This window comes from Streptomyces europaeiscabiei (genome assembly GCF_001550375.1).
Lineage (GTDB): Bacteria > Actinomycetota > Actinomycetes > Streptomycetales > Streptomycetaceae > Streptomyces > Streptomyces europaeiscabiei.
On record NZ_LRTR01000605.1, the window covers coordinates 1 to 24,292 of the forward strand.

General features: G+C 68.8%; 25 protein-coding genes. 12 read left to right on the plus strand and 13 right to left on the minus strand.

Features of this window, described 5'->3' with window-relative positions; genetic code table 11:
* Nucleotides 1-120 precede the first annotated feature (120 nt).
* From AWZ10_RS28835 to AWZ10_RS28845, 3 genes are all read left to right on the plus strand, one after another.
* Nucleotides 121-1,128: a hypothetical protein gene (locus AWZ10_RS28835; RefSeq protein WP_060892407.1), complete on the plus strand. Its 1,008-nt coding sequence runs from the start codon at nucleotides 121-123 to the stop codon at nucleotides 1,126-1,128.
* Nucleotides 1,129-1,144: 16 nt separating this feature from the next.
* The gene (locus tag AWZ10_RS28840) at nucleotides 1,145-2,020 is read left to right on the plus strand and encodes an immunity 49 family protein (protein WP_244172577.1); all 876 of its coding nucleotides are present in this window, start codon (nucleotides 1,145-1,147) and stop codon (nucleotides 2,018-2,020) included.
* A 91-nt stretch (nucleotides 2,021-2,111) separates the two neighbouring features.
* Nucleotides 2,112-2,759 (plus strand): hypothetical protein, encoded by a 648-nt coding sequence (locus tag AWZ10_RS28845; protein ID WP_159058378.1) that lies wholly within the window; start codon nucleotides 2,112-2,114, stop codon nucleotides 2,757-2,759.
* 102 nt (nucleotides 2,760-2,861) lie between these two features.
* Here the strand turns inward: AWZ10_RS28845 and AWZ10_RS28850 are convergent, their stop codons facing one another.
* From AWZ10_RS28850 to AWZ10_RS28860, 3 genes are read right to left on the minus strand one after another with little or no spacing between them, the layout of a single operon-like run.
* Nucleotides 2,862-3,119 (minus strand): DUF397 domain-containing protein, encoded by a 258-nt coding sequence (locus AWZ10_RS28850; protein WP_060892410.1) that lies wholly within the window; start codon nucleotides 3,117-3,119, stop codon nucleotides 2,862-2,864.
* A complete protein-coding gene (locus tag AWZ10_RS28855) occupies nucleotides 3,112-3,303 on the minus strand; it encodes a DUF397 domain-containing protein (protein ID WP_060892411.1) in 192 nt (63 codons plus the stop codon). The genes AWZ10_RS28850 and AWZ10_RS28855 overlap by 8 nt, the downstream gene beginning before the upstream one ends.
* 11 nt (nucleotides 3,304-3,314) lie before the next feature.
* The gene (locus AWZ10_RS28860; protein ID WP_060892434.1) at nucleotides 3,315-4,163 is read right to left on the minus strand and encodes a helix-turn-helix domain-containing protein; all 849 of its coding nucleotides are present in this window, start codon (nucleotides 4,161-4,163) and stop codon (nucleotides 3,315-3,317) included.
* A 151-nt stretch (nucleotides 4,164-4,314) separates the two neighbouring features.
* Between AWZ10_RS28860 and AWZ10_RS28865 the strand changes: the two genes are divergently transcribed.
* The 3 genes from AWZ10_RS28865 (at nucleotide 4,315) to AWZ10_RS28875 (ending at nucleotide 6,772) form a co-directional block, all read left to right on the plus strand.
* The gene (locus AWZ10_RS28865; RefSeq protein WP_208618567.1) at nucleotides 4,315-4,740 is read left to right on the plus strand and encodes an ATP-binding protein; all 426 of its coding nucleotides are present in this window, start codon (nucleotides 4,315-4,317) and stop codon (nucleotides 4,738-4,740) included.
* A gap of 66 nt (nucleotides 4,741-4,806) precedes the next feature.
* A complete protein-coding gene (locus tag AWZ10_RS28870) occupies nucleotides 4,807-5,814 on the plus strand; it encodes a C40 family peptidase (protein WP_173531696.1) in 1,008 nt (335 codons plus the stop codon).
* Between the two features lie 235 nt (nucleotides 5,815-6,049).
* A complete protein-coding gene (locus tag AWZ10_RS28875; protein WP_037688226.1) occupies nucleotides 6,050-6,772 on the plus strand; it encodes a phosphatase PAP2 family protein in 723 nt (240 codons plus the stop codon).
* A 284-nt stretch (nucleotides 6,773-7,056) separates the two neighbouring features.
* Here the strand turns inward: AWZ10_RS28875 and AWZ10_RS28880 are convergent, their stop codons facing one another.
* Nucleotides 7,057-8,613, minus strand: coding sequence for an FAD-binding oxidoreductase (locus AWZ10_RS28880; protein WP_060892412.1), 1,557 nt, complete (start codon nucleotides 8,611-8,613; stop codon nucleotides 7,057-7,059).
* 695 nt (nucleotides 8,614-9,308) lie between these two features.
* Here AWZ10_RS28880 and pstS point away from each other — a divergent pair.
* The 4 genes from pstS (at nucleotide 9,309) to pstB (ending at nucleotide 13,495) form a co-directional block, all read left to right on the plus strand.
* Nucleotides 9,309-10,439: a phosphate ABC transporter substrate-binding protein PstS gene (gene pstS / locus AWZ10_RS28885; RefSeq protein WP_046703623.1), complete on the plus strand. Its 1,131-nt coding sequence runs from the start codon at nucleotides 9,309-9,311 to the stop codon at nucleotides 10,437-10,439.
* 137 nt (nucleotides 10,440-10,576) lie between these two features.
* Nucleotides 10,577-11,584 (plus strand): phosphate ABC transporter permease subunit PstC, encoded by a 1,008-nt coding sequence (gene pstC / locus AWZ10_RS28890; protein WP_046703624.1) that lies wholly within the window; start codon nucleotides 10,577-10,579, stop codon nucleotides 11,582-11,584.
* Entirely contained in the window at nucleotides 11,581-12,636 is a 1,056-nt protein-coding gene (gene pstA / locus AWZ10_RS28895) for a phosphate ABC transporter permease PstA (protein ID WP_046703625.1), read from the plus strand. The genes pstC and pstA overlap by 4 nt, the downstream gene beginning before the upstream one ends.
* Nucleotides 12,637-12,718: 82 nt before the next feature.
* Nucleotides 12,719-13,495 (plus strand): phosphate ABC transporter ATP-binding protein PstB, encoded by a 777-nt coding sequence (pstB, locus tag AWZ10_RS28900; protein WP_046703626.1) that lies wholly within the window; start codon nucleotides 12,719-12,721, stop codon nucleotides 13,493-13,495.
* A 300-nt stretch (nucleotides 13,496-13,795) separates the two neighbouring features.
* On the opposite strand, the gene AWZ10_RS28905 is transcribed toward pstB, so the two are convergent.
* Complete coding sequence (locus AWZ10_RS28905; RefSeq protein ID WP_037688244.1) at nucleotides 13,796-14,794, minus strand: inorganic phosphate transporter; 999 nt, start codon at nucleotides 14,792-14,794, stop codon at nucleotides 13,796-13,798.
* A 7-nt stretch (nucleotides 14,795-14,801) separates the two neighbouring features.
* A complete protein-coding gene (locus tag AWZ10_RS28910; protein ID WP_013002574.1) occupies nucleotides 14,802-15,422 on the minus strand; it encodes a DUF47 domain-containing protein in 621 nt (206 codons plus the stop codon).
* 188 nt (nucleotides 15,423-15,610) lie between these two features.
* On the opposite strand from AWZ10_RS28910, the gene AWZ10_RS28915 reads away from it, so the two are divergent.
* A complete protein-coding gene (locus AWZ10_RS28915) occupies nucleotides 15,611-15,976 on the plus strand; it encodes a metal-sensitive transcriptional regulator (protein WP_037688248.1) in 366 nt (121 codons plus the stop codon).
* A gap of 159 nt (nucleotides 15,977-16,135) precedes the next feature.
* On the opposite strand, the gene AWZ10_RS28920 is transcribed toward AWZ10_RS28915, so the two are convergent.
* The 3 genes from AWZ10_RS28920 to AWZ10_RS55200 form a co-directional block, all read right to left on the minus strand.
* On the minus strand, nucleotides 16,136-16,321 hold the full coding sequence (locus AWZ10_RS28920; RefSeq protein ID WP_046703627.1) for a hypothetical protein: 186 nt from the start codon (nucleotides 16,319-16,321) through the stop codon (nucleotides 16,136-16,138).
* A gap of 106 nt (nucleotides 16,322-16,427) precedes the next feature.
* Entirely contained in the window at nucleotides 16,428-17,261 is an 834-nt protein-coding gene (locus tag AWZ10_RS28925; RefSeq protein WP_046703628.1) for an SCO4651 family lipoprotein, read from the minus strand.
* 941 nt (nucleotides 17,262-18,202) lie between these two features.
* On the minus strand, nucleotides 18,203-18,325 hold the full coding sequence (locus AWZ10_RS55200) for a hypothetical protein (RefSeq protein ID WP_279616645.1): 123 nt from the start codon (nucleotides 18,323-18,325) through the stop codon (nucleotides 18,203-18,205).
* A gap of 246 nt (nucleotides 18,326-18,571) precedes the next feature.
* On the opposite strand from AWZ10_RS55200, the gene AWZ10_RS48215 reads away from it, so the two are divergent.
* On the plus strand, nucleotides 18,572-20,089 hold the full coding sequence (locus tag AWZ10_RS48215) for an ice-binding family protein (RefSeq protein WP_079104464.1): 1,518 nt from the start codon (nucleotides 18,572-18,574) through the stop codon (nucleotides 20,087-20,089).
* A 90-nt stretch (nucleotides 20,090-20,179) separates the two neighbouring features.
* On the opposite strand, the gene AWZ10_RS28935 is transcribed toward AWZ10_RS48215, so the two are convergent.
* Genes AWZ10_RS28935 through AWZ10_RS28945 form a run of 4 tightly spaced genes read right to left on the minus strand, consistent with a single transcriptional unit; the run spans nucleotide 20,180 to nucleotide 24,266 of the window.
* The gene (locus AWZ10_RS28935; RefSeq protein WP_046703629.1) at nucleotides 20,180-20,614 is read right to left on the minus strand and encodes an NUDIX hydrolase; all 435 of its coding nucleotides are present in this window, start codon (nucleotides 20,612-20,614) and stop codon (nucleotides 20,180-20,182) included.
* A 40-nt stretch (nucleotides 20,615-20,654) separates the two neighbouring features.
* Nucleotides 20,655-20,792, minus strand: a complete 138-nt coding sequence (locus tag AWZ10_RS51625) for a hypothetical protein (protein ID WP_159014988.1) — start codon at nucleotides 20,790-20,792, stop codon at nucleotides 20,655-20,657.
* Entirely contained in the window at nucleotides 20,789-22,051 is a 1,263-nt protein-coding gene (locus tag AWZ10_RS28940; protein WP_199845758.1) for a CHAD domain-containing protein, read from the minus strand. Before AWZ10_RS28940 ends, AWZ10_RS51625 begins: the two co-directional genes overlap by 4 nt.
* Nucleotides 22,032-24,266 (minus strand): RNA degradosome polyphosphate kinase, encoded by a 2,235-nt coding sequence (locus AWZ10_RS28945; RefSeq protein ID WP_173531698.1) that lies wholly within the window; start codon nucleotides 24,264-24,266, stop codon nucleotides 22,032-22,034. Before AWZ10_RS28945 ends, AWZ10_RS28940 begins: the two co-directional genes overlap by 20 nt.
* Nucleotides 24,267-24,292: the final 26 nt, after the last annotated feature.

Consider the following 24,292-nt stretch of genomic DNA (forward strand, 5'->3'; position numbering starts at 1 on the left):
GCCGGGGGCCGTGCCGGCGGGAATCCGCCACTTGGGCGCGGTGGCTCGGGCGGCTCCGGCGGTGGTGGCCTGGACGATCTCGGGCGTACCGGGGATGACGCGGGGCGGGTCGGTGACGATGTGGCCGGCGACGCGGGCCGTTCCGGCGACGAGGCTGCTGGGGCCGGAGACGCGGGCGACAACGGCGCCGGGGCTGCGGACGAGGGGCAGCAGGCGCGCGAACGTACCCCCGAAGAGCAGAAGAAGATCATCGCGGAGCAGATCAGGAAGGCCAACGATCCCGATCAGACCTGGTTCGAGGACTTCTACCGCTCCGACGGTCACCGTAAGAGCATCAAGACGCTCGATGAGAACGGGGACGAGCTGCCGATCCTCGCCAAGGACTCGGACGGCAGCTGGATTTCCAAGGACTCCCTGCCGCCGAAGCCGGGCGCGAAGAGCACACTCGACCCCGGGACATTCGATCGCGGGTCGGTCCGGACCGACCAGATCGGTCACCTCGACGACGCCTCGATGGACCGGAAGGTGTCCAAGGACCTCACCAACGCCGAGCGGGCGTACAGGGCTGATCCCTCTGCTGAGAACCTGACGAAGCTCAACAGCGCGCAGAACGCGTTCGACGCGCAGCTCCCGGGGCGGCCCAACAACAGCTCGATCGCCGAGGCTCTCGGTGAGCAGGCGGCCATGCGACATGTCATTCCGCAACGGTTCCCGGACGCCCAGTGGATCGACCTGCCGAAGACATCGAACGGCGCGAACATGTTCGACCAGCTCTACCGGCTGGATGACGGCACGCTGGTCATTGCGGAGGCCAAAGCGCCGAAGGGGAATCCGATCTGGCGCAAGGGTGCCGGTCCGGGGGCGGACGGCTGGATGGTCCAGCAGGGGACACGGCCGTACATTCAGACGATCCTCCACGAGATGGGGAAGAACTCGCGTCTCGTCGCGCGGGACAGCGCGGGCAATCCGGTGCTGGACGCTGCAGGCAAGCCGGTCACCAACGGCGCCATCGCACGCCAGATAATCGATGCCCTCGACAGCGGCAAGCTGAAGTACGTCATGGTCAAGGCCGCGGAGAACCCGGGCACCTACGCTGGTGCGAAGCTGGAGCACTTCAAGATTGACTAAGAGGAGAGAACCAGTGGTGACGCGCATTCCCCGCCACGACGACCCCCCGAGCCTCGCGGACGACATCGATACGGCAGCGGGTGTGGAATCGCTTGCGGAGACCGTGGAATGGGCGCTGGAACGCATCGAGCGGTCGGACCTCGCCTGGGAACAGGCTCTGGGCACAACGCTGACCCTGGCCGAGACCCGGTGCAAACTGGACCCGGATGCCGAGGAGTTCGAGACCTGGGAAGCCTGGGTCACCGCCATGCAACTGGGCTCCGCGCAGTTCGCTCTGGCGACCGCTCCCGAGGGCAGCGCCATGACGTGCCGGATCAAGGAGAAGGAGCGGCACCTTCTCGCCACCGGGCCCCAGCCCAACGTGAACGCCGGCAGCTGGGTCAAGGCGTTCTACCTCGCGCTGATCTGCCGTGAGAACGAGAGGCTGGGCGAGCTGGCTCGGGTGCCCGTCTCTCTGCTGCGTGAATCGGGTGCGACGTTCGACGAGTACATCTACTCGTGGGTGGAGACCCTGCAGCATTTCTGGCTGGGCCAGGACGGCGTCGGTGACCATCTGGTCGCCGCCGTGGACGGCACCGGTCCGGACTCGGCGCAGTGGGCAGACCAGGACTACATGTCCTCGATCCTTTATCCGCCGATCATCCTGTTCTATCGCTACCTGCGTGAGGACCACGAGAAGTTCAACGAGGCGCTGGTCGACGCGCTCCGGTGGCACAAGGAGTACTGGACCGCGTCCGACGACCGGGCCATCAACAGTGACGGCCTCGTCGCCTTCGGTCCGCTGGCCATCGCCTGCCTCGCCCACGACAAGGGACTCCCCATCGAGGTCGAGTCGGAGTACCTGCCGAGCGCTCTGCTGACGTTCGCGTGGCGGGGCGAGATCGACACCTGAAACGACCGTCGGCGGTACGTGCCGCCGACCACGGCGGGCATGGCCGGGACACTGCCGCTGTGGCCGCCCGAAGATGCATACGATGCCTGGCATGGTCACTCGCACTACTCCCCGGTCAGCGTCGGCCGCGGCTTCGTTGGTCCTCGCGCTCACCCTTGCCGGCTGCGGTTCCGGCGGCGAGGAGGGTTTCCCTGGCGGCACGCCTGCACCGAATGTCTCCGCCACCGGTTCCCCCCAGCCCTCGTCGTCACCGACCTCGAGCACGAACGAGGACGGCACGGCGAAGCCAGGGACAAAGGCGAAGCTCGGAGAACCGACCCTGCTCAGCTACGAAGGCGGGACGAAGGCGGGCACCCTCGAGGTCACGATCACCGGCATCGAGAAGGGCAGCAAGGCGGATGTGGCCCCGCTGGGGCTGAGCGGCGACGCCAAGAAGATGACGCCGTACTACGTGCGCGCGACCATCAAGAACGCGGGCGAGAAAGATCTCTCCCACGCCCCTGTCGACCCGCCAGGTGGGCTGCTCGACGACGGGACTGCCGCCAGGCAGCTACTGGTCATCGGGACCTTCGCCACGTGTGACTCCTACCCGAAGACCAAGAGCTTCCCGCCCGGCGCCTCGTACGAGACGTGTGCACCGGTCCTCGCCGACCCCGGCACCGAGGTCACCGGAGCGGTGTGGACAGGTCAGGGCTACCCCGATTTCCCTGCCTCCTCGGGAGTCATCTGGACGCCGTGAGGCGGCGGACACCTGTCGATGTACAGCTCGTCCGGCTAGTTGCGAGACATCGACGGCGATGAGCAGCAACCCGGCTTCCCTACCGCCCGCACACGGTCACCTTCACTTCTCGAATCGCTCGACCCCCTCCACGAAGTGGTCGAACTCCCCCGCCTGTACGCCCAGTACGAACGCGTCCCACTTCCGGCGGTTCGTCGTCACGACGTTGTCGGGGTCGCTGGTCTCGCGGATGTAGACGGGGGCCTCGGGGTCGTCCTCGCCCTGACCCTCCCCGAAGGCCAGCTCGATCCAGGGGCCGGGGCCGGTCGCGTCCTCGGGGGCGGCGCGGATCCAGTCGAGGTCCGGGGGGATGTCAGACACGGGTGGGTTCCTTGTCGAGTTTGAGTACGTGGAGGAGGGCTCGGAAGGAGGAGGGGGTGGTGGTGAGGGTGGCTTGGGTGGGGTCGGCGGACTCGGTGAGGTGGATGGTGGGGGAGTCGGTGGCTATGTGTATGCAGGAGGCGCCCTCGGAGCAGTACGAGGACTTCTGCCAGCGTGGGGTCATGGGTGTTCCCTTCACAGCTCTCGCATCACGTTGTGGATGAGGTCTCGGGTCTTCTCGGGAGCGAGTGTGACGGCTTCGATCCGGTCGAACAGGGTGCGGTACTTGTGCAACTGCGCCTCGGCGTCGAGGAACGCGAGGCCGTGGGACTGGTCGAGATAGACGGTGTCCAGCTGTGGCACGTGGGCGAAGGCGTAGTGGATCGACTGCCCGGACCCTGGGTAGGCGCCGGCGTCGAAGGTGATCGCTCGCAGGGTGATGTGGGGTCGGTCGCTCATGTCGAGCAGGTGTTGCAACTGCTGTCGGGCAACCGTGGAACCGCCGACCCTCATGCGCAAGGCGGCCTCGTGGATGACCGCCTCGTACGGAGTCGGGTCGTCCTCGCGGAAGAGAATCGCCTGCCGCTTGATGCGGAACGAGAGACGGTGCTCGATGTCGGGCGGTGAGAGTTCGGTGACCGCTTGGCGGAAGATCTCAAGGGCGTACTCGCGGGTCTGGAGCAGGCCAGGGATGCGGGCTGTGATGGCATCGCGCAACGACTCGGCGTGGTGCTCCAGTTCGGCCAGGTCGACCAGCGGCGTCGGGAGCAGCTCGCGGTACGCCTCCCACCAGCCTCGCTTCCGGTCCGACGTCATGGCCGCCATCGCCTCGACCAGGGCCTTGTCCGAGCAGTCGTAGTGGCAGGCGATCGTGCGCAGGCGCTCGGGGCTCACTCCCACGCGGCCGGCCTCCATATTGCTGACCTGCGTCTGCTTGATGCCCAGAAGTTGACCGGCCTCCGTGGCGCTCAGACTCGCTCGCTCCCGGAGTTTGCGCAGCTCTGCGCCGAAGCGGAGTTGTCTGCCCGTCGGGTTGGTTCTCACGGGGCTGTCGACCTCCTTGCCACCGCTGGTCACCCACACGGGTGGCAGTGAACGAAATTGCCGAGGATCAGTGAATGTATTAACTCTGTCCCGCTACTTTAGGACTCAGAAGCCGTATCCAACCAACTCCCCTCAGTAGTCGGAGACTTCCATGGCCACCGTATCCCCGTCCTGGAACTACACCCTGAGCCTCCCGCGTGATCCCCGGTCCCCCGGCGTCGGGCGTGCCACTCTCCGGGCCGTGCTCGCCGCCCACGGTCTCTCCGAACTTGCCCCCACCGCTGAACTGTTGGCCGCCGAGCTGCTCACCAACGCTCATCGGCACACCGTGCAGGAGTACGCCCTGCGGGTGCTGGAGATCGGCGGGAGGCTGCGCGTGGGGGTGTGGGATCGGGACTGGCGGGTGCCGGTGGGGTTCAAGGGGGGCGCCCAGCCCGTCGACCTCGACGCCGAGCGTGGGCGTGGGCTGCAGCTCGTGCGCGCCTGCTCCCAGGATCGGGGCGTGTCCGTATTGCGCGACCTCGGTGTCTCACAGGGTGGGAAGTTGTTGTGGGTCGACTGCGGGCCGGTCCGGTGATCATTCCTAACGGGATCGACCGCATCTACACTTACCGTCGGCGGACTGGCGCGCGGTGAGGGGCGGTTGACGGTGCGTAAGGCGTGGATCGTGGTGATCGCTGCCGGCAGCGCCGGGCTGAGCTTCGTGATGCTGCTGGTCGTGGGTGTCTACATGGTCGCCGGGAATCTCGCGGGCGGGATCGGCGGGAAGTCGGTCGGCCTGGCCAAGGGGGCCGTGCCCGCCGCTTATCAGACCCTCGTGCAGAAATGGGGCAATCTGTGCGACGCCATCAATCCGGCGTTGCTTGCCGCCCAGCTGTATCAGGAGAGCGGGTTCAACCCGAAGGCGCAGAGCCCTGCCGCCGCGCAGGGGATCGCGCAATTCATTCCGGGGACATGGGCCACGCACGGGGTCGACGGGGACAAAGACGGGGACCGTGACGTCTGGGACCCGAATGACGCGATTCCATCGGCCGCCTCGTACGACTGTCACCTCGCGTCGTACGTGAAGGACGTACCCGGTGATCCGACGGCGAACATGCTCGCTTCCTACAACGCGGGGGCGTACGCCGTCATCAAGTACGGGGGCGTCCCGCCGTACAAGGAGACCCAGAACTACGTCAAGACGATCACGACGTTGTCGGAGAGTTTCGCCGCGCCGACGAGCCGGGTCGATCCGAGCGAGCAGGCGGCCGGAGCCATCGCGTACGCGCAGAAGAAGCTCGGCACGCTGTATCTGTGGGGCGGTACCGGCACCGCTGAGCAGGGCGGACGCTTCGACTGCTCGGGACTGACGCAGGCGGCGTACGAGAGTGTGGGGATCACGCTGCCGCGGGTCGCGAACGATCAGTACAACGCCGGGCCGCATCCTTCGCGGGCCGAGCTGCTGCCCGGCGATCTGGTGTTCTTCTCGGACGACCTCACCAACTCCCGTGCCATTCGGCACGTCGGGATTTATGTGGGGGGCGGATACATGATCGACGCTCCGCGGACGGGGGCCGTCATCCGGTTCGACCCGGTTGATACCCCCGACTACTTCGGCGCCACACGGGTCACCGAGGATGGCGCGAAAGCATTGCCCAAGACGGTCTGACAGCGCCGTAATTCTCTGTGAGACCCTGCCCTGAGCTGCGGAGACGTGTCTCTCTTCGATAACGTCTGAGTGATCATTCAGTGGAGGGTGGAACGTATTGAAGGAGAGTGTGCGTTCCTATTTGACGTAGCCCGTTGACGCTCATGCGGAAGCACTACGTACACCACGGGGGTGGCAGAGCGCGGCGCACGTAAGGGTGCGGTCGCGAGAACGATGACGAAAGGGCCGCAGCACGATGGCTGGACTCGCCGCGCATGCCGCAATTGCCGCTGAATCCGGATCGAACCCCGACGTCGAGCTGCTGTATGACATCAACGGCCTCGCCAAGGACGCGCCGCACTGGCTGGACCGGGTGATGGAGTTCGTGGGTGAGTACGGGCTTCTCTTCGCGATGGTGCTGCTGATCCTGTGGTGCTGGTGGGGCGTGCGGAAGCGGGGCGGGGAGGATGCCGCCCCGTCCGTGGCCGCGTTGGTGTGGGCGCCGCTCGCCGCCGGGATCGCCGTGCTGGTGAACGTGCCGATACGCGGGTTCGTGGAGCGGCCCCGGCCCTTTCTCGATCATGAGGGGCTGGAGGTGCTCGTCTCCGGCAAGACGGACTACTCGTTCGTGAGCGATCACGCGACGCTGATCATGGCGATGGCGGTGGGGTTGTTCGTCGCCAATCGGAAGTTCGGGATGGTCGGGCTGGTCATCGGGCTGCTGGGTGGGTTCATCCGGGTCTACATGGGTGTGCACTATCCGACTGACGTGATCGGTGGGTTCGCGTTGGGGACCGCTGTCGCGTTGTTGCTGTCGCCGCTGGCGATGGCTCTGCTCACGCCGTTGATGAGGGCGGTGGAGCGGTCGCCTCGGGTGGGGTGGGTCGTGCGGGCTCGGGGGCGGGACGGGGGGCGTGCGGTGATTCCCGGGGCGCGGGTCGAAGGGGCTCCGGCGGAGGAGCGGGATCTGGCGGCCTGAGGGTTCGCCCGGGGCTTCCTGAGGGTTCGTCCGGGGATCTTCCTGGGGGTTCGCCCGGGATCCTTTTCGCCCCCGCCGCCCCTACCCATTCCCATCCCCAGGGGCTGTGCCCCTTCGACCCCCCTTCGACCCCCCTCGACCCCTCGGGCGCCTGATGGCTCGGGGGGTCGGTTGTTCGGCGGGTGCGGGTGGGTGGGGGCTTGTCGCGCAGTTCCCCGCGCCCCTGAAGGGGCCTGCGGCCCTTCAGAACGGGCAGGGTCTGGCGCCCGTCAGAGGTCCGGGGGCTACAGCGCCTGCGGGAACGTGAAGAAGCGCTTCGGGTCGTATTTCTTCTTCAGGGTCGTGAGGCGGGGGACCGCGTCGCCGTAGTAGGCCTTCTTCCAGTTGGTGAGGGTGGGGTCGGCGTAGTTCTGGTAGGCCGCGCCGGAGGCGTGGCGGGTCATGGACCTGTGGGCCGTGGTGAGCCAGGACTGGGCCGCCGTGCCGGAGGTGCCGCTCTTCCAGGAGGCGAGGTACTGGGCCAGCATTCGGGAGCGGCGGTGGACGAAGGCCGTGGCCGTGGGGGAGACGCGGTTGATCTCGCCGCCGAGAGCGGTGAGGGCGATGCTGCCGGCCCCGCCCTTCACGCCCGCGATCTGGGTCAGGAGGGTCTGGATGCCCGCCGAGGAGATCGAGCGGTCGAAGAAGTCCGAGCGGGCCGCGTACGTCTCGCGGCCCAGCGCGCCCTGGGGTGAGCGGCCCGGGGTCGAGCCGGGAAGGTGGCACTTGGCGTCGGTCGAGAAGGAGGCGCAGCCCGCGTAGCCCTCCATGGCGTCCTCGTACGAGCGGCGCCGCAGGGAGACACTGCGGGCCGGGGTGCCGACGCGGTCGGCCAGGCGGTCGAGGGCGTTCTCCAGGTCGCCGTACGTGCCGAGGGAGAAGGCGGCGACCGCGACGGACGGGCTGCCCCCGTTCTGCAGGTGGCAGGAGGACCAGATCTCGTCGGGCTGTGTCGGGCCCCACTCCTGCCAGGCCTTCAGTACGGCGGCGGCCTTGGACCACGGCCACGTGACATACGCGGTGACGCCCTGGGGGGCCGGGTGGGTCCTGAAGCGGAGTTCGGTGACCACCCCGAAGTTGCCGTTGCCCGCGCCTCGTAGGGCCCAGAAGAGGTCCTTGTTCGTCGTGGCGTTCGCGATCAGCTGTTTGCCGTCCGCCGTGATCAGCGTGGCCTGGGTGAGGCTGTCGCAGGTCAGGCCGTACGCGCGGGAGGTCACGCCGTGGCCGCCGCCGAGGGTCAGGCCGGAGACGCCCACGGTCGGGCAGGAGCCGGCGGGGATGGTCACGCCCTTCGCCGCCAGGGCGCGGTAGACGTCGATGAGCTTCGCGCCGGCGCCGACCACCGCCTCGTTCGCGGAGGCGCGGACCTTGCTCAGCTTCGAGACGTCCACGACCAGGCGGCCGTTGCCGGAGGACCAGCCCCCGTAGGAGTGGCCGCCGTTGCGGATCGAGACCTTGATGTCGTGGGCCCTGGCGTAGGCGAGGGTCGTGCGGATGTCGTCGGAGTGGGCGACGTAGGCGACCGCGGTGGGCTTGAGGGTGTCGAAGCGGGTGTTGTAGAGCTGACGGGCCGTGGACCAGGCCTTGTCGCCGGGGCGGACGAGGGGGCCGTCGAGGTCGCGGGCGAGGGCGGACCAGTCGGCGACGGTGGCCTTGGATGCGGTGCCCGCGCCCGTGGCAGTCGTGCGCAGGGAGGTGTCCGTGGCGCGGGTGCCGGGACCGGGGTCGGTGCCTGTGCAGGCGGAGGCCGTCAGGGTGGTCAGGGCGGCTGCGCCGCCGCCGATGAACGTGCGTCGTTCCATGTGCGCCTCCGGTGCGCCGCGTGGGGTGGGTCGTGGAACGAGACGGGGTTGCTGGGGGTGGGGTTCCCGGATTTCCGCCCCCGCCGCCCCTGCCCGTTCCCATCCCCAGGGGCCGCGCCCCTTCGACCCTCGATTCTGGGGGCTGCCGCCCCCGGGCGGCTCCCAGGCCCTCGCTGGGGGTGATGGGATGGTTGTTGTGGGTGTTTTGTGCGGGAATCATGGGGTTTTCGCGCGGCTCCCCGCGCCTCTTTTGTGCGGGCCGGAGGCGGTGGATGGGCGTAGGGCGGGCTTGAACTGGGGATTGCTTCTCTCTGTAGTTGAATGGGTGCGGAGCGTCACTATGGAAGGGGGGAGGTGAGGGTGTGTGGAACGCTTGAGCCCGGTGGGGTTGGTGAGGTGATCGCTCGGGGGGCGCCGCATCGGAATCTGCACGTGCTCTTCCCGTGAGCGTTCCGTGACCTCACCGCACTTTCGGCAGGGGTTCACTCGCCGTTCACTTCCGTCCATCGGCGGCTTCACCTGATCTGCCTAATTTCGGCCTTACCCGGTGCGGGGTGTGGGCCAAATGAGGCCGCGCAACCCGTGACGACAGCAGTCTGAGGGACTGAAGGCACCCGCTGGACAGATCCCGATGCTGACTAGACGACTTCGCACGCCGCCATGTGGACGGCGGCTCTTGGAAGGAACTCCCGAAAGTGAAGCTTCAGCGCAAGAACCGGCTGCGCGCCCTTTCTCTCGGTGCTGTCGCCGTCACCGGCGTCCTGACCCTCACGGCATGCGGGTCCGACGACACCAGTGGTGGCGCGAGCGGTACCGGCGACAGCTCGGCGGCCGCCGGCAACATCGACTGCGGCGACGCCAAGGGTCAGCTGCTGGCCGACGGCTCCTCCGCGCAGAAGAACGCGATCGACGCCTGGGTGAAGCAGTACCAGAGCACCTGCAAGGACGTCGTGATCAACTACAAGGGCAGCGGTTCGGGCGCGGGTATCACCGCGTTCACCCAGGGCCAGGTCGCCTTCGCCGGCTCCGACTCGGCGCTGAAGCCCGAAGAGGTCACGGCCTCCAAGGAGATCTGCTCCGGCGGTCAGGGCATCGACCTGCCGATGGTCGGCGGTCCGATCGCCGTCGGTTACAACGTCCCGGGTGTCGACAGCCTGATCCTGGACGCCAAGACCCTCGCCCTGATCTTCGACAGCAAGATCACCAACTGGAACGACAAGGCCATCGCGGCGCTGAACCCCGACGCCAAGCTGCCTGACCTCAAGATCCAGGCCTTCCACCGCTCGGACGAGTCCGGCACCACGGACAACTTCACCAAGTACCTGATCGCCGCGGCCCCCGACAGCTGGAAGTACGAGGGCGGCAAGGCCTGGCAGGCCAAGGGCGGCCAGTCCGCGCAGGGCTCCTCCGGTGTCGCGCAGGGCGTGAAGGAGACCAAGGGCGCGATCTCCTACATGGAGCTCTCCTACGCCAAGGAGGGCATCAGCACGGTCGACGTCAAGACCGGTGCCGCCACCCCGGTGAAGGCGACCGTCGAGAACGCCACGAAGGCCATCTCCGAGGCCCAGGTCGTGGGTACCGGCAAGGACCTCGCGCTGAAGCTCAACTACACGCCGACCGCCGAGGGCGCCTACCCGATCACCCTCGTCACCTACGAGATCGTCTGCGACAAGGGCAACAAGGCCGACACCCTGACCGCCACCAAGTCGTTCCTCACCTACGTCGCCTCCGAGGACGGCCAGGCGCTGCTCTCCGAGGCCGGGTACGCCCCGATGCCCGAGGAGATCATCACCAAGGTCCGCACGACCATCTCGGAACTGAGCTGACCTGAGTGCGGTCCGGTCCCCACCGGGACCGGGCCGCACCGTCCGGTGCACCGCCGCCAGGAGCCCTCCGCCATCGCGGGTGGCTCCGCCCCGAGCCGCCGTCCGCACGACGACGGCTCCGCAGACCGGAGAACGTGATGGACATATCGACCAAAGACACTCCCGCTCCTCCCACTCCACCGAGTTCCGCCACCGTCGAGGAGAAGCGCGCCGCCCGCGGCGCCACACGCGTCGGCGACCGGGTCTTCCTCGGTCTCTCCCGCGGATCCGGCATCTTCCTGCTGGCGCTCATGGCGGCCATCGCCGTGTTCCTCAGCTACCGTGCCGCGCTCGCGATCAGTGAGGACGAGGCCAACTTCTTCACCACCTTCGAGTGGAACCCCACCGCGGCGCCGCCGGTGTTCGGCATCGCGGTCCTGGCCTTCGGCACCATCGTCTCGTCGGTCATCGCCATGGCCATCGCGGTCCCGGTCGCGGTCGGCATCGCCCTGTTCATCACGCACTACGCACCGCGCAGGCTGGGCGGCCCCATCGCGTACGTGATCGACCTGCTCGCCGCCGTGCCGTCCATCGTGTACGGCCTCTGGGGCGCCCTGGTCCTCGTACCGCAGCTCGACGGGCTCTACGGCTGGCTGAACGACTACCTCGGCTGGACCGGAATCTTCGAATGGCAGGGCGGCGCCCCCCGTTCGATGCTCACCGTCGGCATCCTGCTCGCGATCATGATCCTGCCGATCATCACCAACGTGAGCCGCGAGGTCTTCCGCCAGGTCCCGCGGATGCACGAGGAGGCCGCCCTGGCCCTCGGCGCCACCCGGTGGGAAGTCATCCGCATGGCGGTGCTGCCCTTCGGGCGCTCCGGTGTCATCTCCGCGTCGATGCTCGGCCTCGGCCGCGCCCTCGGCGAGACCATGGCCGTGGCGATGGTCCTGTCGTCCAGCTTCGAGATCAACCTCAGCCTGCTCGACCCGGGCGGCGGCACCTTCGCCCAGAACATCGCGAGCAAGTTCAGTGAGGCCACCGAGATCGGGCGGGACGCGCTCATCGCCTCCGGTCTGGTCCTGTTCGTCATCACCCTGCTGGTCAACGGTGGGGCGCGCCTGATCATCGCCCGCCGCAAGGAGTTCTCGGGGGCCAACGCATGAGCAACTCGACTCTCTCCGGAAAGCGCCCGAGCACGCTGCGCGCCGCGTCCCTGCCCAAGTGGTTCTCGTGGGCGGTCGCCGCCGGCTCGATCGCTCTGGGCCTCGGCATCAGCGCGGCGGCAGGCCTGGAGAGCTCCATCCAGTGGGCCCTGATCGCCGGACTCCTCTTCGTCCTCGGGTCGTACGTCATCACCTCGCGGGTCGAGGGCAGCCGGCAGGCCAAGGACCGTGTGGCGACCAGCCTCGTCTGGGTCGCGTTCCTGCTCGCCCTCATCCCGCTGGCCTCCCTCATCTACGAGACGGTCAAGCGCGGTGTGAAGGTCTTCGACGGCTACTTCCTCAGCCACTCGATGGGTGTGGTCTCCACCTCCGAGCCCGGTGGCGGCATCTACCACGCCATCCTCGGCACGCTGGAGCAGGTCGGCATCGCCGCCGTGATCTCCGTTCCGGTCGGAGTGCTGACCGCGATCTACCTGGTCGAGTACGGCCGCGGCAATCTCGCCAAGGCCGTCACGTTCTTCGTCGACGTCATGACGGGCATCCCGTCGATCGTCGCGGGCCTGTTCATCCTCAGTACCTGGATCCTGATACTGGGCATGGGCCCCTCCGGCTTCGCCGGCGCGATGGCGCTGACCATCCTGATGCTGCCGGTCGTCGTCCGCTCCACCGAGGAGATGCTCAAGCTCGTCCCGAACGAGCTGCGCGAGGCCTCGCTGGCGCTGGGCGTGCCGAAGTGGCGCACCATCCTCAAAATCGTGCTGCCGACCGCGATCGGTGGTATTACGACAGGTGTGATGCTCGCGGTCGCCCGTATCGCCGGTGAGACCGCTCCGGTCCTGCTGCTGGTGTGGGGCTCGAACTACATCAACGCGAACCCCTTCGCCGACCCGCAGGCCTCGCTGCCGATGTACATCTATCTGCAGTTCCAGCAGAGCGGCGGCTCCGGAGCGGCGTACGACCGCGCCTGGGCGGCGTCGCTGACGCTGATCGCCTTCATCATGATCCTGAACCTGGCGGCCCGCGGTATCGCCCGCTGGAAGGCCCCACGATGACAACACGCGGCTCCGCCGCGTGGCCGGTCGCTGACGCGGCCATACAGCGACCAGTTCCCCCGCGAAAGAAGCAGTGATTCCCATGGCCAAGCGAATTGACGTCAGCGGCCTCAACGCCTACTACAGCTCGTTCCGGGCCATCGAGGACATCTCGATGGCCATCGAGCCCCGTACGGTGACGGCCTTCATCGGCCCCTCCGGCTGCGGCAAGTCCACGTTCCTGCGCACCCTGAACCGGATGCACGAGGTCACGCCGGGCGGCCGTGTCGAGGGCAAGGTCATGCTCGACGACGAGAACCTGTACGGCGCCGGGGTCGACCCGGTCTCCGTGCGGCGTGAGGTCGGCATGGTCTTCCAGCGGCCGAACCCGTTCCCCACGATGTCGATCTACGACAACGTGGCGGCGGGCCTGAAGCTGGTCGGTGGCAAGAAGAAGTCCGAGCTGGACGACATCGTCGAGAAGTCCCTCAAGGGCGCGAACCTCTGGAACGAGGTCAAGGACCGCCTCAACAAGCCGGGTTCCGGTCTCTCCGGCGGTCAGCAGCAGCGACTGTGCATCGCCCGCGCGATCGCGGTCCAGCCGAAGGTGCTGCTCATGGACGAGCCGTGCTCCGCGCTGGACCCGATCTCGACGCTCGCCATCGAAGACCTCATCGGTGAGCTGAAGGAGCGCTTCACGATCGTCATCGTGACGCACAACATGCAGCAGGCGGCGCGTGTCTCCGACCGTACGGCGTTCTTCAACCTCTCGGCCGTGGGGCAGCCCGGCAAGCTCATCGAGATAGACGACACGGAGCGGATCTTCTCCAACCCGTCCGTCCAGGCCACGGAGGACTACATCTCCGGCCGCTTCGGCTAGGCCGTCGCCCGAAGGAACTCCTCGCGGTGCTGCATGGCGGTGCCGCCGCGAGGTAGGTGAAGGGCCCGTCCCCGGTTTCCGGGGGCGGGCCCTTTCTCGTCCGCACGGGGTCCTTCTCGCGGGGGCGTGGCAGGCGCCTCTTCTCGCCCCCGCCGCCCCTACCCGTCCCATCCCTGGGGGCTGCGCCCCCGGACCCCCATCGCCGAGTGGTCGGGCGCGGGTCCGGCGGGGCTTCTCGCGCAGTTCCCCGCGCCCCTGACGGGGCGCGGTTCCCCGCGGCCCGTGGGGGGAGGGGCGGGGCTACAGGACCGCCAGGTTCACGATCCAGAAGCTTGTCGCGGCGACCAGGGCCGCGGCCGGCATCGTGATGAACCAGCCGAGGATGATGTTCTTGGCCACGCCCCAGCGGACGGCGTTGATGCGCTTGGTCGCGCCGACGCCCATGATCGCCGAGGTGATGATGTGGGTCGTGGAGATGGGGGCCTTGAAGATGAAGGCCGTGATGAACATGATCGACGCGCCGGTGGTCTCGGCGGCGAAGCCCTGCGGCGGGTCGAGTTCGATGATCTTCCGGCCCAGAGTGCGCATGATGCGCCAGCCGCCCGCGTACGTACCGAGGGAGAGCATCACCGCGCAGACGATCTTCACCCAGACCGGGATGGGATCGCCGTAGTCCTCGACGTCCGCGATGACCAGGGCCATCACGACGATGCCCATCGTCTTCTGTGCGTCCTGAAGACCGTGGCCGAGGGCCATGCCGGCCGCCGACACGGTCTGCGCTATACGGAAACCGCGCTTCGCCTTGTGCGGGTTGGCGCGGCGGAAGATCCACATGATCGCCGCCATCACCAGATAGCCGACGACCAGGCCGACCACCGGTGACACGAACATCGGGATGACGATCTTCTCCAGCACGCCGGACCAGTAGACCGTCGTACCGCCCGCGAGTGCCGCGCCCACCATGCCGCCGAACAGCGCGTGGGAGGAGGACGACGGGAGACCGAAGTACCAGGTGACGAGGTTCCAGGTGATCGCGCCGACCAGCGCCGCGAAGAGGATGCCCATCCCCTTCGAGCCCTCGGGCGTGGAGATCACGCCCTCGCTGACCGTCTTGGCGACGCCGCTGCCGAGGAAGGCGCCCACGAGGTTCATCACCGCGGCCATGGCGAGGGCCGCGCGGGGCGTCAGCGCGCGGGTCGACACCGAGGTCGCGATCGCGTTCGCGGAGTCGTGGAAGCCGTTGGTGTACGTGAAGAAGAGCGCGACCCCGATGGTCACGACCAGAGCGAAGGTGTCCATGAAAGGTTCAGGACTCCTTGACGGCGATGGTCTCCACCGTGTTCGCCACGTGCTCGAACGCGTCCGCCGCCTCCTCCAGCACATCCACGATCTGCTTGAGTTTCAGCACCTCGATGGCCTCGTACTTGCCGTTGAAGAGCATGGCCAGCAGCTTGCGGTGGATCTGGTCGGCCTGGTTCTCCAGCCGGTTGACCTCGATCCAGTACTCCGTGAGGTTGGCCATGGTCCGCAGGTTCGGCATGGCCTCGGCGGTCAGCTCGGCGGCCCGCGCCAGCACCTCGATCTGCTGCTCGACGCCCTTGGGCAGATCCTCGACGTTGTAGAGGACGACCAGGTCGACGGCCTCCTCCATGAAGTCCATGATGTCGTCGAGGGAGGACGCGAGGTTGTAGATGTCCTCGCGGTCGAACGGCGTGATGAACGAGGAGTTCAGCTGGTGGAAGATCGCGTGTGTGGCGTCGTCACCGGCGTGTTCAGCGGCCCGCATACGCTCTGCGATCTCGGCCCGGCCGGCGGTGTCCGCCCCGAGCAGTTCCATGAGGAGTTTCGAGCCCGTGACGATGTTGTCCGCGGATGCGGCGAACATGTCGTAGAAGCTCGTCTCCCTGGGGGTCAGACGAAAGCGCACGTGGGGTCCTCGGTATGCATTGGTTTCGGTCAGGCTGATGCTAGGCGCATCATCCGGCCACGGCTAATGGGCCGTCCCCCAGTGTCGCCCATCATGCAGATCGACCGGCAGGGGGGCCGCCCGCAGGGCGTATACCCGCCAAAGTTCGCTACCATATACCCGGTAGGGGTATATGTCTGGAGGCTGCGATGACGACCACAGGGGCCGGCGCTGAAGTGCCCTCCGCCGTAGACGGCGTGGAGCCGGGTGTCGTGACCGACCACGACCGTGGAATCCACGGGTACCACCACCAGAAGGACGAGCACCTGAAGCGCCTGCGGCGTATCGAGGGGCAGATTCGTGGGCTCCAGCGGATGGTGGACGAGGACGTCTACTGCATCGACATACTCACCCAGGTCTCCGCCTCCACCAAGGCCCTGCAGTCCTTCGCGCTGCAGCTGCTCGAAGAACACCTGCGGCACTGCGTCGCCGACGCGGCTCTCAAGGGCGGCGCCGAGATCGACGCGAAGGTGGAGGAGGCCACGAAGGCGATCGGGCGGCTGCTGCGGACCTGAGCGCCGGGGGCTTGGGGGCGTGCTGCCCGAGGGGTGCTTTTCGGCCACCGGGTGTGGTCGCCAGGTGTGGTCACCGGGCGCGGCCACAGGATCAGCCACCGGGGCCCGCCGCGGTGTGCGGGTGCGGCCAGGGGCCGGTGCTCCCGGCGCGGCCGTCCGCTACCGGGGTGGTTGGTCCTCGTGGGCGTGCTCTTCCCAGACGCGCAGGACCTCGTCGATGCGGTCGGGACTGAGGCGGTCGCCGTCGGTGGTCGAGGCCGCGATGATGAGGTCGCCGCAGAGCTCGATCTCGGCGAGGGCCACGTGGTCCTGAACCGCCGTACCGCCTGCCGGAGCCACGCGCATCACCTCTTCTCTGCCGTCACCGACTCCTAGGGTAGGCAGCGGCCCACGGCCCGCGCATGGCACCAACGGACCATTTCCGGCCCCGTACTTTCCGACTCCTCGGGGACTACTCCTCCGCGATCTTCCCGGCGTAGATGTCCTCGGGTCTCGGCAGCCGTACGGTGACGTGGACGCCGAAGTCGTACAGCAGGGTCGTCGAGGTGACGGCGATCGTGCCCTGCCGGGCGCCGTTGACGAAGCTGAAGCGGTGGCGGACCTTCCGGATGCGGCCCTCGTCGTCGAGGTAGGCGTCGAAGGGGACCCGGGCGGTGGCGAAGCCCTCGGCGGCGGCGCGCAGGGGGGCCCGGTTGCCCTCGGAGGCCGCGCGGGAGGCGGTCGTGAGGTCGGCGGTGCCGCGGTAGTGCCGGACCCGGGTGCCGTCGATCTCGGTCTCGCCGACGAGTTCCGCCGTACGTGCCCCGCGCAGCACCTCGGCCGCGGCGAACGGGTCGGTGGCGCCGCCGGTGACCAGATTGCCGTCGGAGAGGGTGCCCGTGTCGACGCGGACCCATTTGTCGGCGGGGACGCCCGCGCCGCGGTTCTTCATGAACAGGGCGCCGGGGGCGAGGAGTTCGGTGATCGGGCGGTGCTCGCTGCGGCCGGCGGGGTCGTGCGGGAGCAGCACCTTGAGCCTGCCGAGCTGTCTGCCGTAGTCGTAGACGCCCTCGCCGTGGATGGTCACGCGGGTGCCGCCGGTGGCCATCTCCATCTCCGTACGGGCCTTGGAGCTGCCCGCGCGGACGAGGGTGGGAGCGGCGCGGTGCAGCAGGTCCACCGGGTCGGAAGGGAGGGAGTCGTCGGGGCCGCCGCCGCCCGAGCAGCCGGTGACACCGGTCGTGCCGACGATGAGTCCTGCCGCGACGAGCGCCGCGCCTGTCCTGCTGTGCCGCCGCGTCACCATCGCCTGCCAATCCCCTGGCCGGGTCTGTACCGGGTCCACCTGCTTGTTTTCGTGATAACGACGGGTCGGGGAGGTCGTCACGCGGGGTGGGTGAGGGTGAGGGTGAGGGGTGGGAGCGCCCCGTGGCTCGGGTCGTCCGTCGTGTCGCGACTGAGGGTGGGTCGTGGCTGGTCGCGCCCCGCGGGGGAGCCGCAGATGGCGCAGCCCCGCGCCCCTTCGGGGGCGTTCGAGGGCGTTCGGGGCGGAGGGGATCGGGCCTGCTTGCCCTGGGTAACGTTGTGGGTGTGGCGCATCAGGGCGAGCCGATACCTCCGCAGCAGCACCGTACGACCACTGTCGAACAGGGCCAGTTCTGTGTGGCGAGATGCAGCTGCGGCTGGCGCGGTCCGGCCCGGCGGGCCCGGAGCCTGGCGCGGACGGACGCGCAGGGGCACACGGCGGGCGGGGCCTGAGGGTCAGGCGTGGCGGAGGGTCGCCAGGGACTCGTCGATCAGGTCCCGGTCGCGGGGCCGGGTGAGGCGGGCGCGGGCGGCGGCGGGCCCGGCCGGAGGATCCGGTCCACCTCGCGGTTGGACGTGGAGTGGCCGTCGGCCACCTCGGCGGCCCGGTAACTCGGCCCAGTAACTCACCTGCCCGGCAAGCCCGTTGACGAAGTGGTGGGTCGTGGGCAGCCGGGGGCCGGGCGAGCGGCGGTGGCCCGTCTCGTCCTCGGCCTCGCGCGGCGTGCGGTGAGGGCGTCCCTGTCGCGCTTCGACTTGCCCTTGGGAACCGAGTCACGGCCACGCCCTTTCGTCCTCGGTGAGGGACTGCGCGGTGATCACCGTGTCCGGGTGCAGGTCGCCCGAGGTCATCTCGGCTGACGCTTCGTCTTGTGCCTGGTGGGCGATGCGAAGCAGCGGGGAACTGGGGGGAACTGGAGGCGCCCGCCGTTGTCTGTCGGCTCACGTCGGTGTACCCGTGCCGGTCGCCACCTCCGTGATCCGGCTGGTGACCAGGCCCTCCCCGAGAGCGAGCCGATGGCCGGAGGAAGCAAGGACCGACACGACCGGCAGGGTGAATAACACACACATTGCACCTCGTTCGGCCTCTTATCCATATGTCCTTTAAGCGGCTATTGCTAGCTTTCAAATGGTTAATGACGGCTCATCACCATCGGCAGGTGCTCGTCCCAGCGGTCCTCTGTTGTCGGCCCACTCCGCGGAACCTCGATACGAGACGCGGCTTCCGGTCCGACCGGAACTCACCGCGGGAGTCCGGGATGCCCTTGTGCCGGCGGCTGGGCTCAATGGCGACAAGAAAGGTCAGTCACAATGACAGTGGTCGACGCACCATCTCCGCTGCGAAGCAGACCCCGTATAAACCGCCGCCTCAAGGCGCGTCTCGCGGTCGTGCCCGGCGTGGTATTGCTGGCCACGGCCACTCTGGCCTGGTTCACCACCGCGCAGGCCGCAGAAGCCCCGGTTGAGCTGGGGACCGCCAAGAGTTACGCGATCCTGGCCGGTTCGGAGATCACCAACACCGGCCCCACCGTCATCAACGGTGACGTGGGGCTCAGTCCGGGCTCTTCGGTGACGGGCTTCTCGTCGTCGACGCCCGCCGGCCCCGGACAGATCTTCGGCGACCTGAACGTGTCCAACGCCGAGGCCATTCAGGCGAAGACGGATCTGACCACTGCCTACACCGATGCGGCCGGTCGGGGACCCGGGGCTGCCATTACGGCAGATCTCGGCGGACAGGTACTGGTGCCCGGGGTCTACACGGCCAATGAGGGCATTGGACTCACCGGAGCCCTCACCCTCAATGCCAAGGGTGACCCCAATGCGGTCTTCATCTTCCAGGCCGGATCGACGCTGACCACCGCCTCCGCGAGCAGCGTCGTCCTCGTCAATGGCGCGCAGCCCTGCAATGTGTTCTGGAAGGTGGGAAGTTCCGCCACTCTCGGGACCAATTCGACCTTCGTGGGCACCATCCTGGCCCAGGCATCCATCACGGTGACGACCGGCGTCGAGATCCAGGGCAGGGTCCTCGCGCAGACCGGCGCGGTGACGCTGGACGACAACGTCATCACGTCGCCGGTCTGCGTGACCGGACCCACCGGACCCACCGGGCCTGTTGGGCCGACGGGTCCTGCGGGCCCCAGTGGATCTGCGGGCCCCAGTGGACCTGCCGGTCCCGCTGGGCCTGAGGGGGCCCAGGGAGACACCGGTCCCGCCGGGCCTGCCGGGCCTGCCGGTCCCGTCGGACCTGAGGGGGCTCAGGGAGACGCCGGTCCCGCCGGGCCTGCCGGTCCCGTAGGGCCTGAGGGAGCCAAGGGGGACATCGGTCCCGTCGGGCCTGAGGGGGCTCAGGGGGACACCGGTCCCGCCGGGCCTCTCGGACCAGTCGGGCCTGCCGGTCTCGTCGGGCGTGAGGGAGCCAGGGGAGACGCCGGTCTCGTCGGGCCCAAGGGAGCCAAGGGAGACGCCGGTCCTGTCGGGCCTGAGGGAGCCAAGGGAGACACCGGGCCCGTCGGGCCTGAGGGAGCCAAGGGAGACACCGGGCCCGTCGGACCCAAGGGAGCCAAGGGAGACACCGGGCCTCAGGGTCCTGAAGGGTCTCAGGGTCCTGCGGGACCTGGAGAGGGCCACGGTGATCACGGTGATCACGGAGGCAAGGGTGATCACGGAGGCAAGGGTGATCACGGGGGCCACAAGCCCCACAAGCCCCACTGCTCCAAGCACGACGGTCCTCCCCTCTGGGAGCACGACGGTCCTCTCCCCTGGGAGCAGGACGGGAAGGACTGGTTGTGGAAGTCCAAGGCGAAGTTCAAGGAGGAGTGCGAGGACTGAGCGAGAACAAGGCCTCATCTTCTTGAGGAGGACAGCGAGATGAGCAAGGGGCGCCCTCCCTGGTGGGGGGCGCCCCTTCCCGGCCAAGCCCTACTGGTGGCCCGTCCCTGACTTGTGCAGCGCTTCGAGGAGCGAGGACACCATCGTTCGGTCCCTCTCGTGCGTGAGGCGCTGCGCCGCGGCCTCGGGAGACAGCCAGAGGAGGCGGGACACTTCGCGGTTCGGGGCGAACACGCCGCTGGTCGCCTCGGCCGCCCAGTAGCGCACCTGCTTGGGGCGGCCCTGGGCGTCGGTGTAGTGGACGGTCGGGAGTTCCGGGCCGAGGGCGCATTCCATGCCGGTTTCCTCAAGAACTTCGCGAAGGGCGCCGTCACGGGCCTCTTCGTCACGCTTGAGCTTGCCCTTCGGCAGGGACCAGTCCGACCACTTCGGCCGGTAGACCAAGGCCAGCTCGATGCCCCCGCCGGAGGGCGACCGGCGCCACAGGGCACAGCCTGCGGCAAGCACCAATGGTGTGACGTCCATCACTACCTCGATTCGTCGGGCCTCTGGCCTGCGGGTTCTTTCACCGTGATGAGCGATGACACGACTCGTCGTACTGCGGCCGGTGGGCCGGACGGATCCGCAGGTCCGCGCCGTCCGGCGAGCGGCGCCACAGGACGCGGCCCGCCGCCCGGACGACGGCGTCGGTGTTCTCGGTCACGACGTGCTCACCGCCTCCTTCTGCCAGGACTGCTGGAACGCGAACCGGGATGCCTCCACTTCGTGGCGCTGGTCGGCGTGGAGGACCCCGAGGGCGTAGGCCGTGGCCGGGGTGATGCGGGGGGTGCGGGCGGCGGCGGCCGCCGCGGAGGCCGCTTCGGAGGCGTCGCGGTGGCGGTTGAGGGCCTCGCCGGCCGCGAGGAGGCGTACGTCGACGGGGACGGCCTCGGGGTACAGGACCTCCAGGGCGTAACGGTGGAGGCGGAGCAGGAGCCGTACCTGGTGCCAGGGGGCGTCCTGGGGGTGGGGCGCGGTGTCCGGGGAGAGGCCGTGGACGAGGGCCTCGGCGTTGTACGGGTGGCCGGCCGTGTGGAGGGGGAGGCCGGTGATCGCGTCGCGGAGGCGGTCGTGGGCGGCGGCGGCAAGGGGGCGCAGGTCCACGGTGGGGGCGGTGGGGGTGAGGGGGACCTCGCTGGCGAGGACGGCGACGTTGTCGGCGACGGCGTGGAAGCGGCTGGAGCCGAGGGCCTGGAGGGCGGCGGAGTGGGCCCGGGTGCGGGCGAGGGTGAGCTGGCGGTCCAGGAGGGCGCCGGCCTTCGCCGCGCCGACTGTGAGACTGCCGCGGTCGGGGGTCGCCGCGGGGCGGGGACCTGGCCCGGCGGTGCCGGGTTCCTCCCCCGGTGCCTTGAAGGCCTGGGAGGTGCCCCCGGTGCCCGCCCGTTCCGCCCCGGCGGCACGACTGCCCACAGCGGAGACGGCGGTGGAACGGCCACCGGCGGTCGAGGCTGCGGCGGTGGAACGGCCACCGGCGGAGCGGCCGCCCGGGGTGGTGGCCGTGGCGAGACCACTCGCGGAGGCGGCGGCGGTGGCGCGGGTGGGCAGGGCCGGCTGGGTCGGGAACGGGCTCGCTCCCGAGAGGCGGTTGAGGGCTGTCACCAGGCGGGTCAGACGGGCCGCGTAGGCGTGTTCGCGGCCCAGTGTGCCCGACAGCCAGGCCAGTTCGGGGCGGAGGGATTCCGACCAGTCCGTGTCCAGGAGCGGGCGGAAGGTGTGCAGCGTGCCGCTGATGCGGCGGGCCGAGCGGCGCAGGGCCAGGGCTGCGTCGCTGGACTCCTCGGCACCCGCCGCCACGCCCCCACCGGTCTCGCGGTGGGTGCGCAGCGCGCGGAGGAACTCCGTGGCCTGGGCCCGCAGATAGCCGGCGACGGCATCGGCGGGTACGACCGTGGGGTCCGTGGGGTCAAGGTGTTGCTGTGCCACGCCGGCGCCTCCGGGCGTCAATGAGCATCTCCTGGACGTTGCGCAGGGGCTGGCCGTCCGCGTCGTACGAGTGCCGGGTCCACTCGCCGTCGGGGCCGAGGTGCCAGGAGGAGGTCGTGTCGGACATACCGGTCTCCAGCAGGCGGTTGAGGGCCGCCCGGTGGGCCGGGTCGGTGACCCGCAGCAGGGCCTCGATCCGGCGGTCGAGATTGCGGTGCATCATGTCGGCGCTGCCGATCCACACCTCGGGCTCGCCGCCGTTGCCGAAGCCGAAGACCCGGGAGTGTTCGAGGAAGCGGCCGAGGACGGAGCGCACCCGGACGTTCTCCGAAAGGCCCGGGACGCCGGGCCGGATGGCGCATATGCCGCGCACCCACACGTCGATGGGCACACCCGCCTGCGAGGCCCGGTACAGGGCGTCGATGAGCGCCTCGTCCACGATCGAGTTGACCTTGATACGGACGTGCGCGGGACGCCCGGCACGGTGGTGCTGGACCTCCTTGTTGACACGGGCGATCAGGCCGTCGCGCAGGGACTTGGGCGCGACGAGGAGGCGGCGGTAGGTCTCGCGGCGTGAGTAGCCGGAGAGCCGGTTGAAGAGGTCGGAGAGGTCCGCGCCGACCTGCGGGTCCGACGTCAGCACGCCCAGGTCCTCGTACAGCCTCGCCGTCTTCGGGTGGTAGTTGCCCGTACCGACGTGGCTGTAGCGCCGTAGCGACTCGCCCTCCTGACGGACCACCAGGGACAGTTTGCAGTGGGTCTTCAGACCGACCAGGCCGTAGACGACGTGGCAGCCGGCCTCCTCCAGCTTGCGTGCCCACTTGATGTTGGCGTGCTCGTCGAAACGCGCCTTGATCTCGACCAGGACGAGGACCTGCTTGCCTGCCTCGGCTGCGTCGATGAGCGCGTTGACTATGGGGGAGTCGCCGGAGGTCCGGTACAGGGTCTGCTTGATCGCGAGGACGTCCGGGTCGTCGGCCGCCTGCTCCAGGAACGCCTGCACCGACGTCGAGAAGGAGTCGTACGGGTGGTGCAGCAGCACGTCCCGGTTGCGCAGGGCGGCGAATATGTCGGGGGCGGACGCCGACTCGACCTCGGCCAGGTCGCGGTGGACGCCGGCGACGAACTTGCGGTACTTCAGCTCGGGCCGGTCCAGGGAGGCGATGCGGAAGAGGCCGGTGAGGTCCAGGGGCCCGGTCAGCGGGTAGACCTCGGACTCCTTGATGTTCAGCTCGCGCACCAGCAGGTCCAGGACCTCCTGGTTGATGTTCTCCTCGACCTCCAGGCGCACCGGCGGCCCGAAGCGGCGCCGCATGAGCTCCTTCTCCAGGGCCTTGAGGAGGTTCTCGGCGTCGTCCTCCTCGACCTCCAGGTCCTCGTTGCGGGTGACCCGGAAGGCGTGGTGCTCCAGCACCTCCATGCCCGGGAACAGCTCCTCCAGATGGGCGCCGATCACGTCCTCCAGGGGGACGAACCGGCCCGGGGAGGCCTCCAGGAAGCGGGACAGCAGCGGCGGCACCTTGACGCGGGCGAAGTGCGAGGTGCCGGTCACGGGGTTCTGCACGCGTACGGCCAGGTTCAGGGAGAGACCCGAGATGTACGGGAAGGGGTGCGCGGGGTCGACGGCCAGGGGCGTCAGGACCGGGAAGATCTGGTGGCGGAAGAGCGTGAAGAGGCGGGCCTGCTCCTTCTCCGCCAGTTCGCTCCAGCGGACCAGGTGCACGCCCTCCTCGGCCAGCGCCGGGGCGACGTCCTCGTGGAAGCAGGCGGCGTGCCGGGCCATCAGCTCGCGGGAGCGGGCCCAGATCATCTCCAGCACCTCGCGGGGCTGGAGGCCGGAGGCGGAGCGGGTGGCCACACCGGTGGCGATACGGCGCTTCAGACCGGCCACGCGGACCATGAAGAACTCGTCGAGGTTGCTGGCGAAGATCGCCAGGAAGTTCGCCCGTTCGAGGAGGGGGGTGTTCGGGTCCTCGGCCAGTTCCAGGACGCGCTCGTTGAAGGCGAGCCAGCTGCGCTCCCGGTCGAGGAATCGGCCCTGCGGCAGCCGTCCGCCTTCGTGCTCCTCCTCCTCGTAGCCGTCGAGGTCGGCGTCGATGTCGGGTTCCAGGTCGGAGACCACGGCCGACACCGTGTGCGGGCGGTGGCCCGTTATGGAGCCGACGGTCGGCTGTGCGTGCTGGACCTGGTCTGCCTGGGCGTTGGACTGGCTCATGACACCATTCTTCCGCGCCGCGAGCA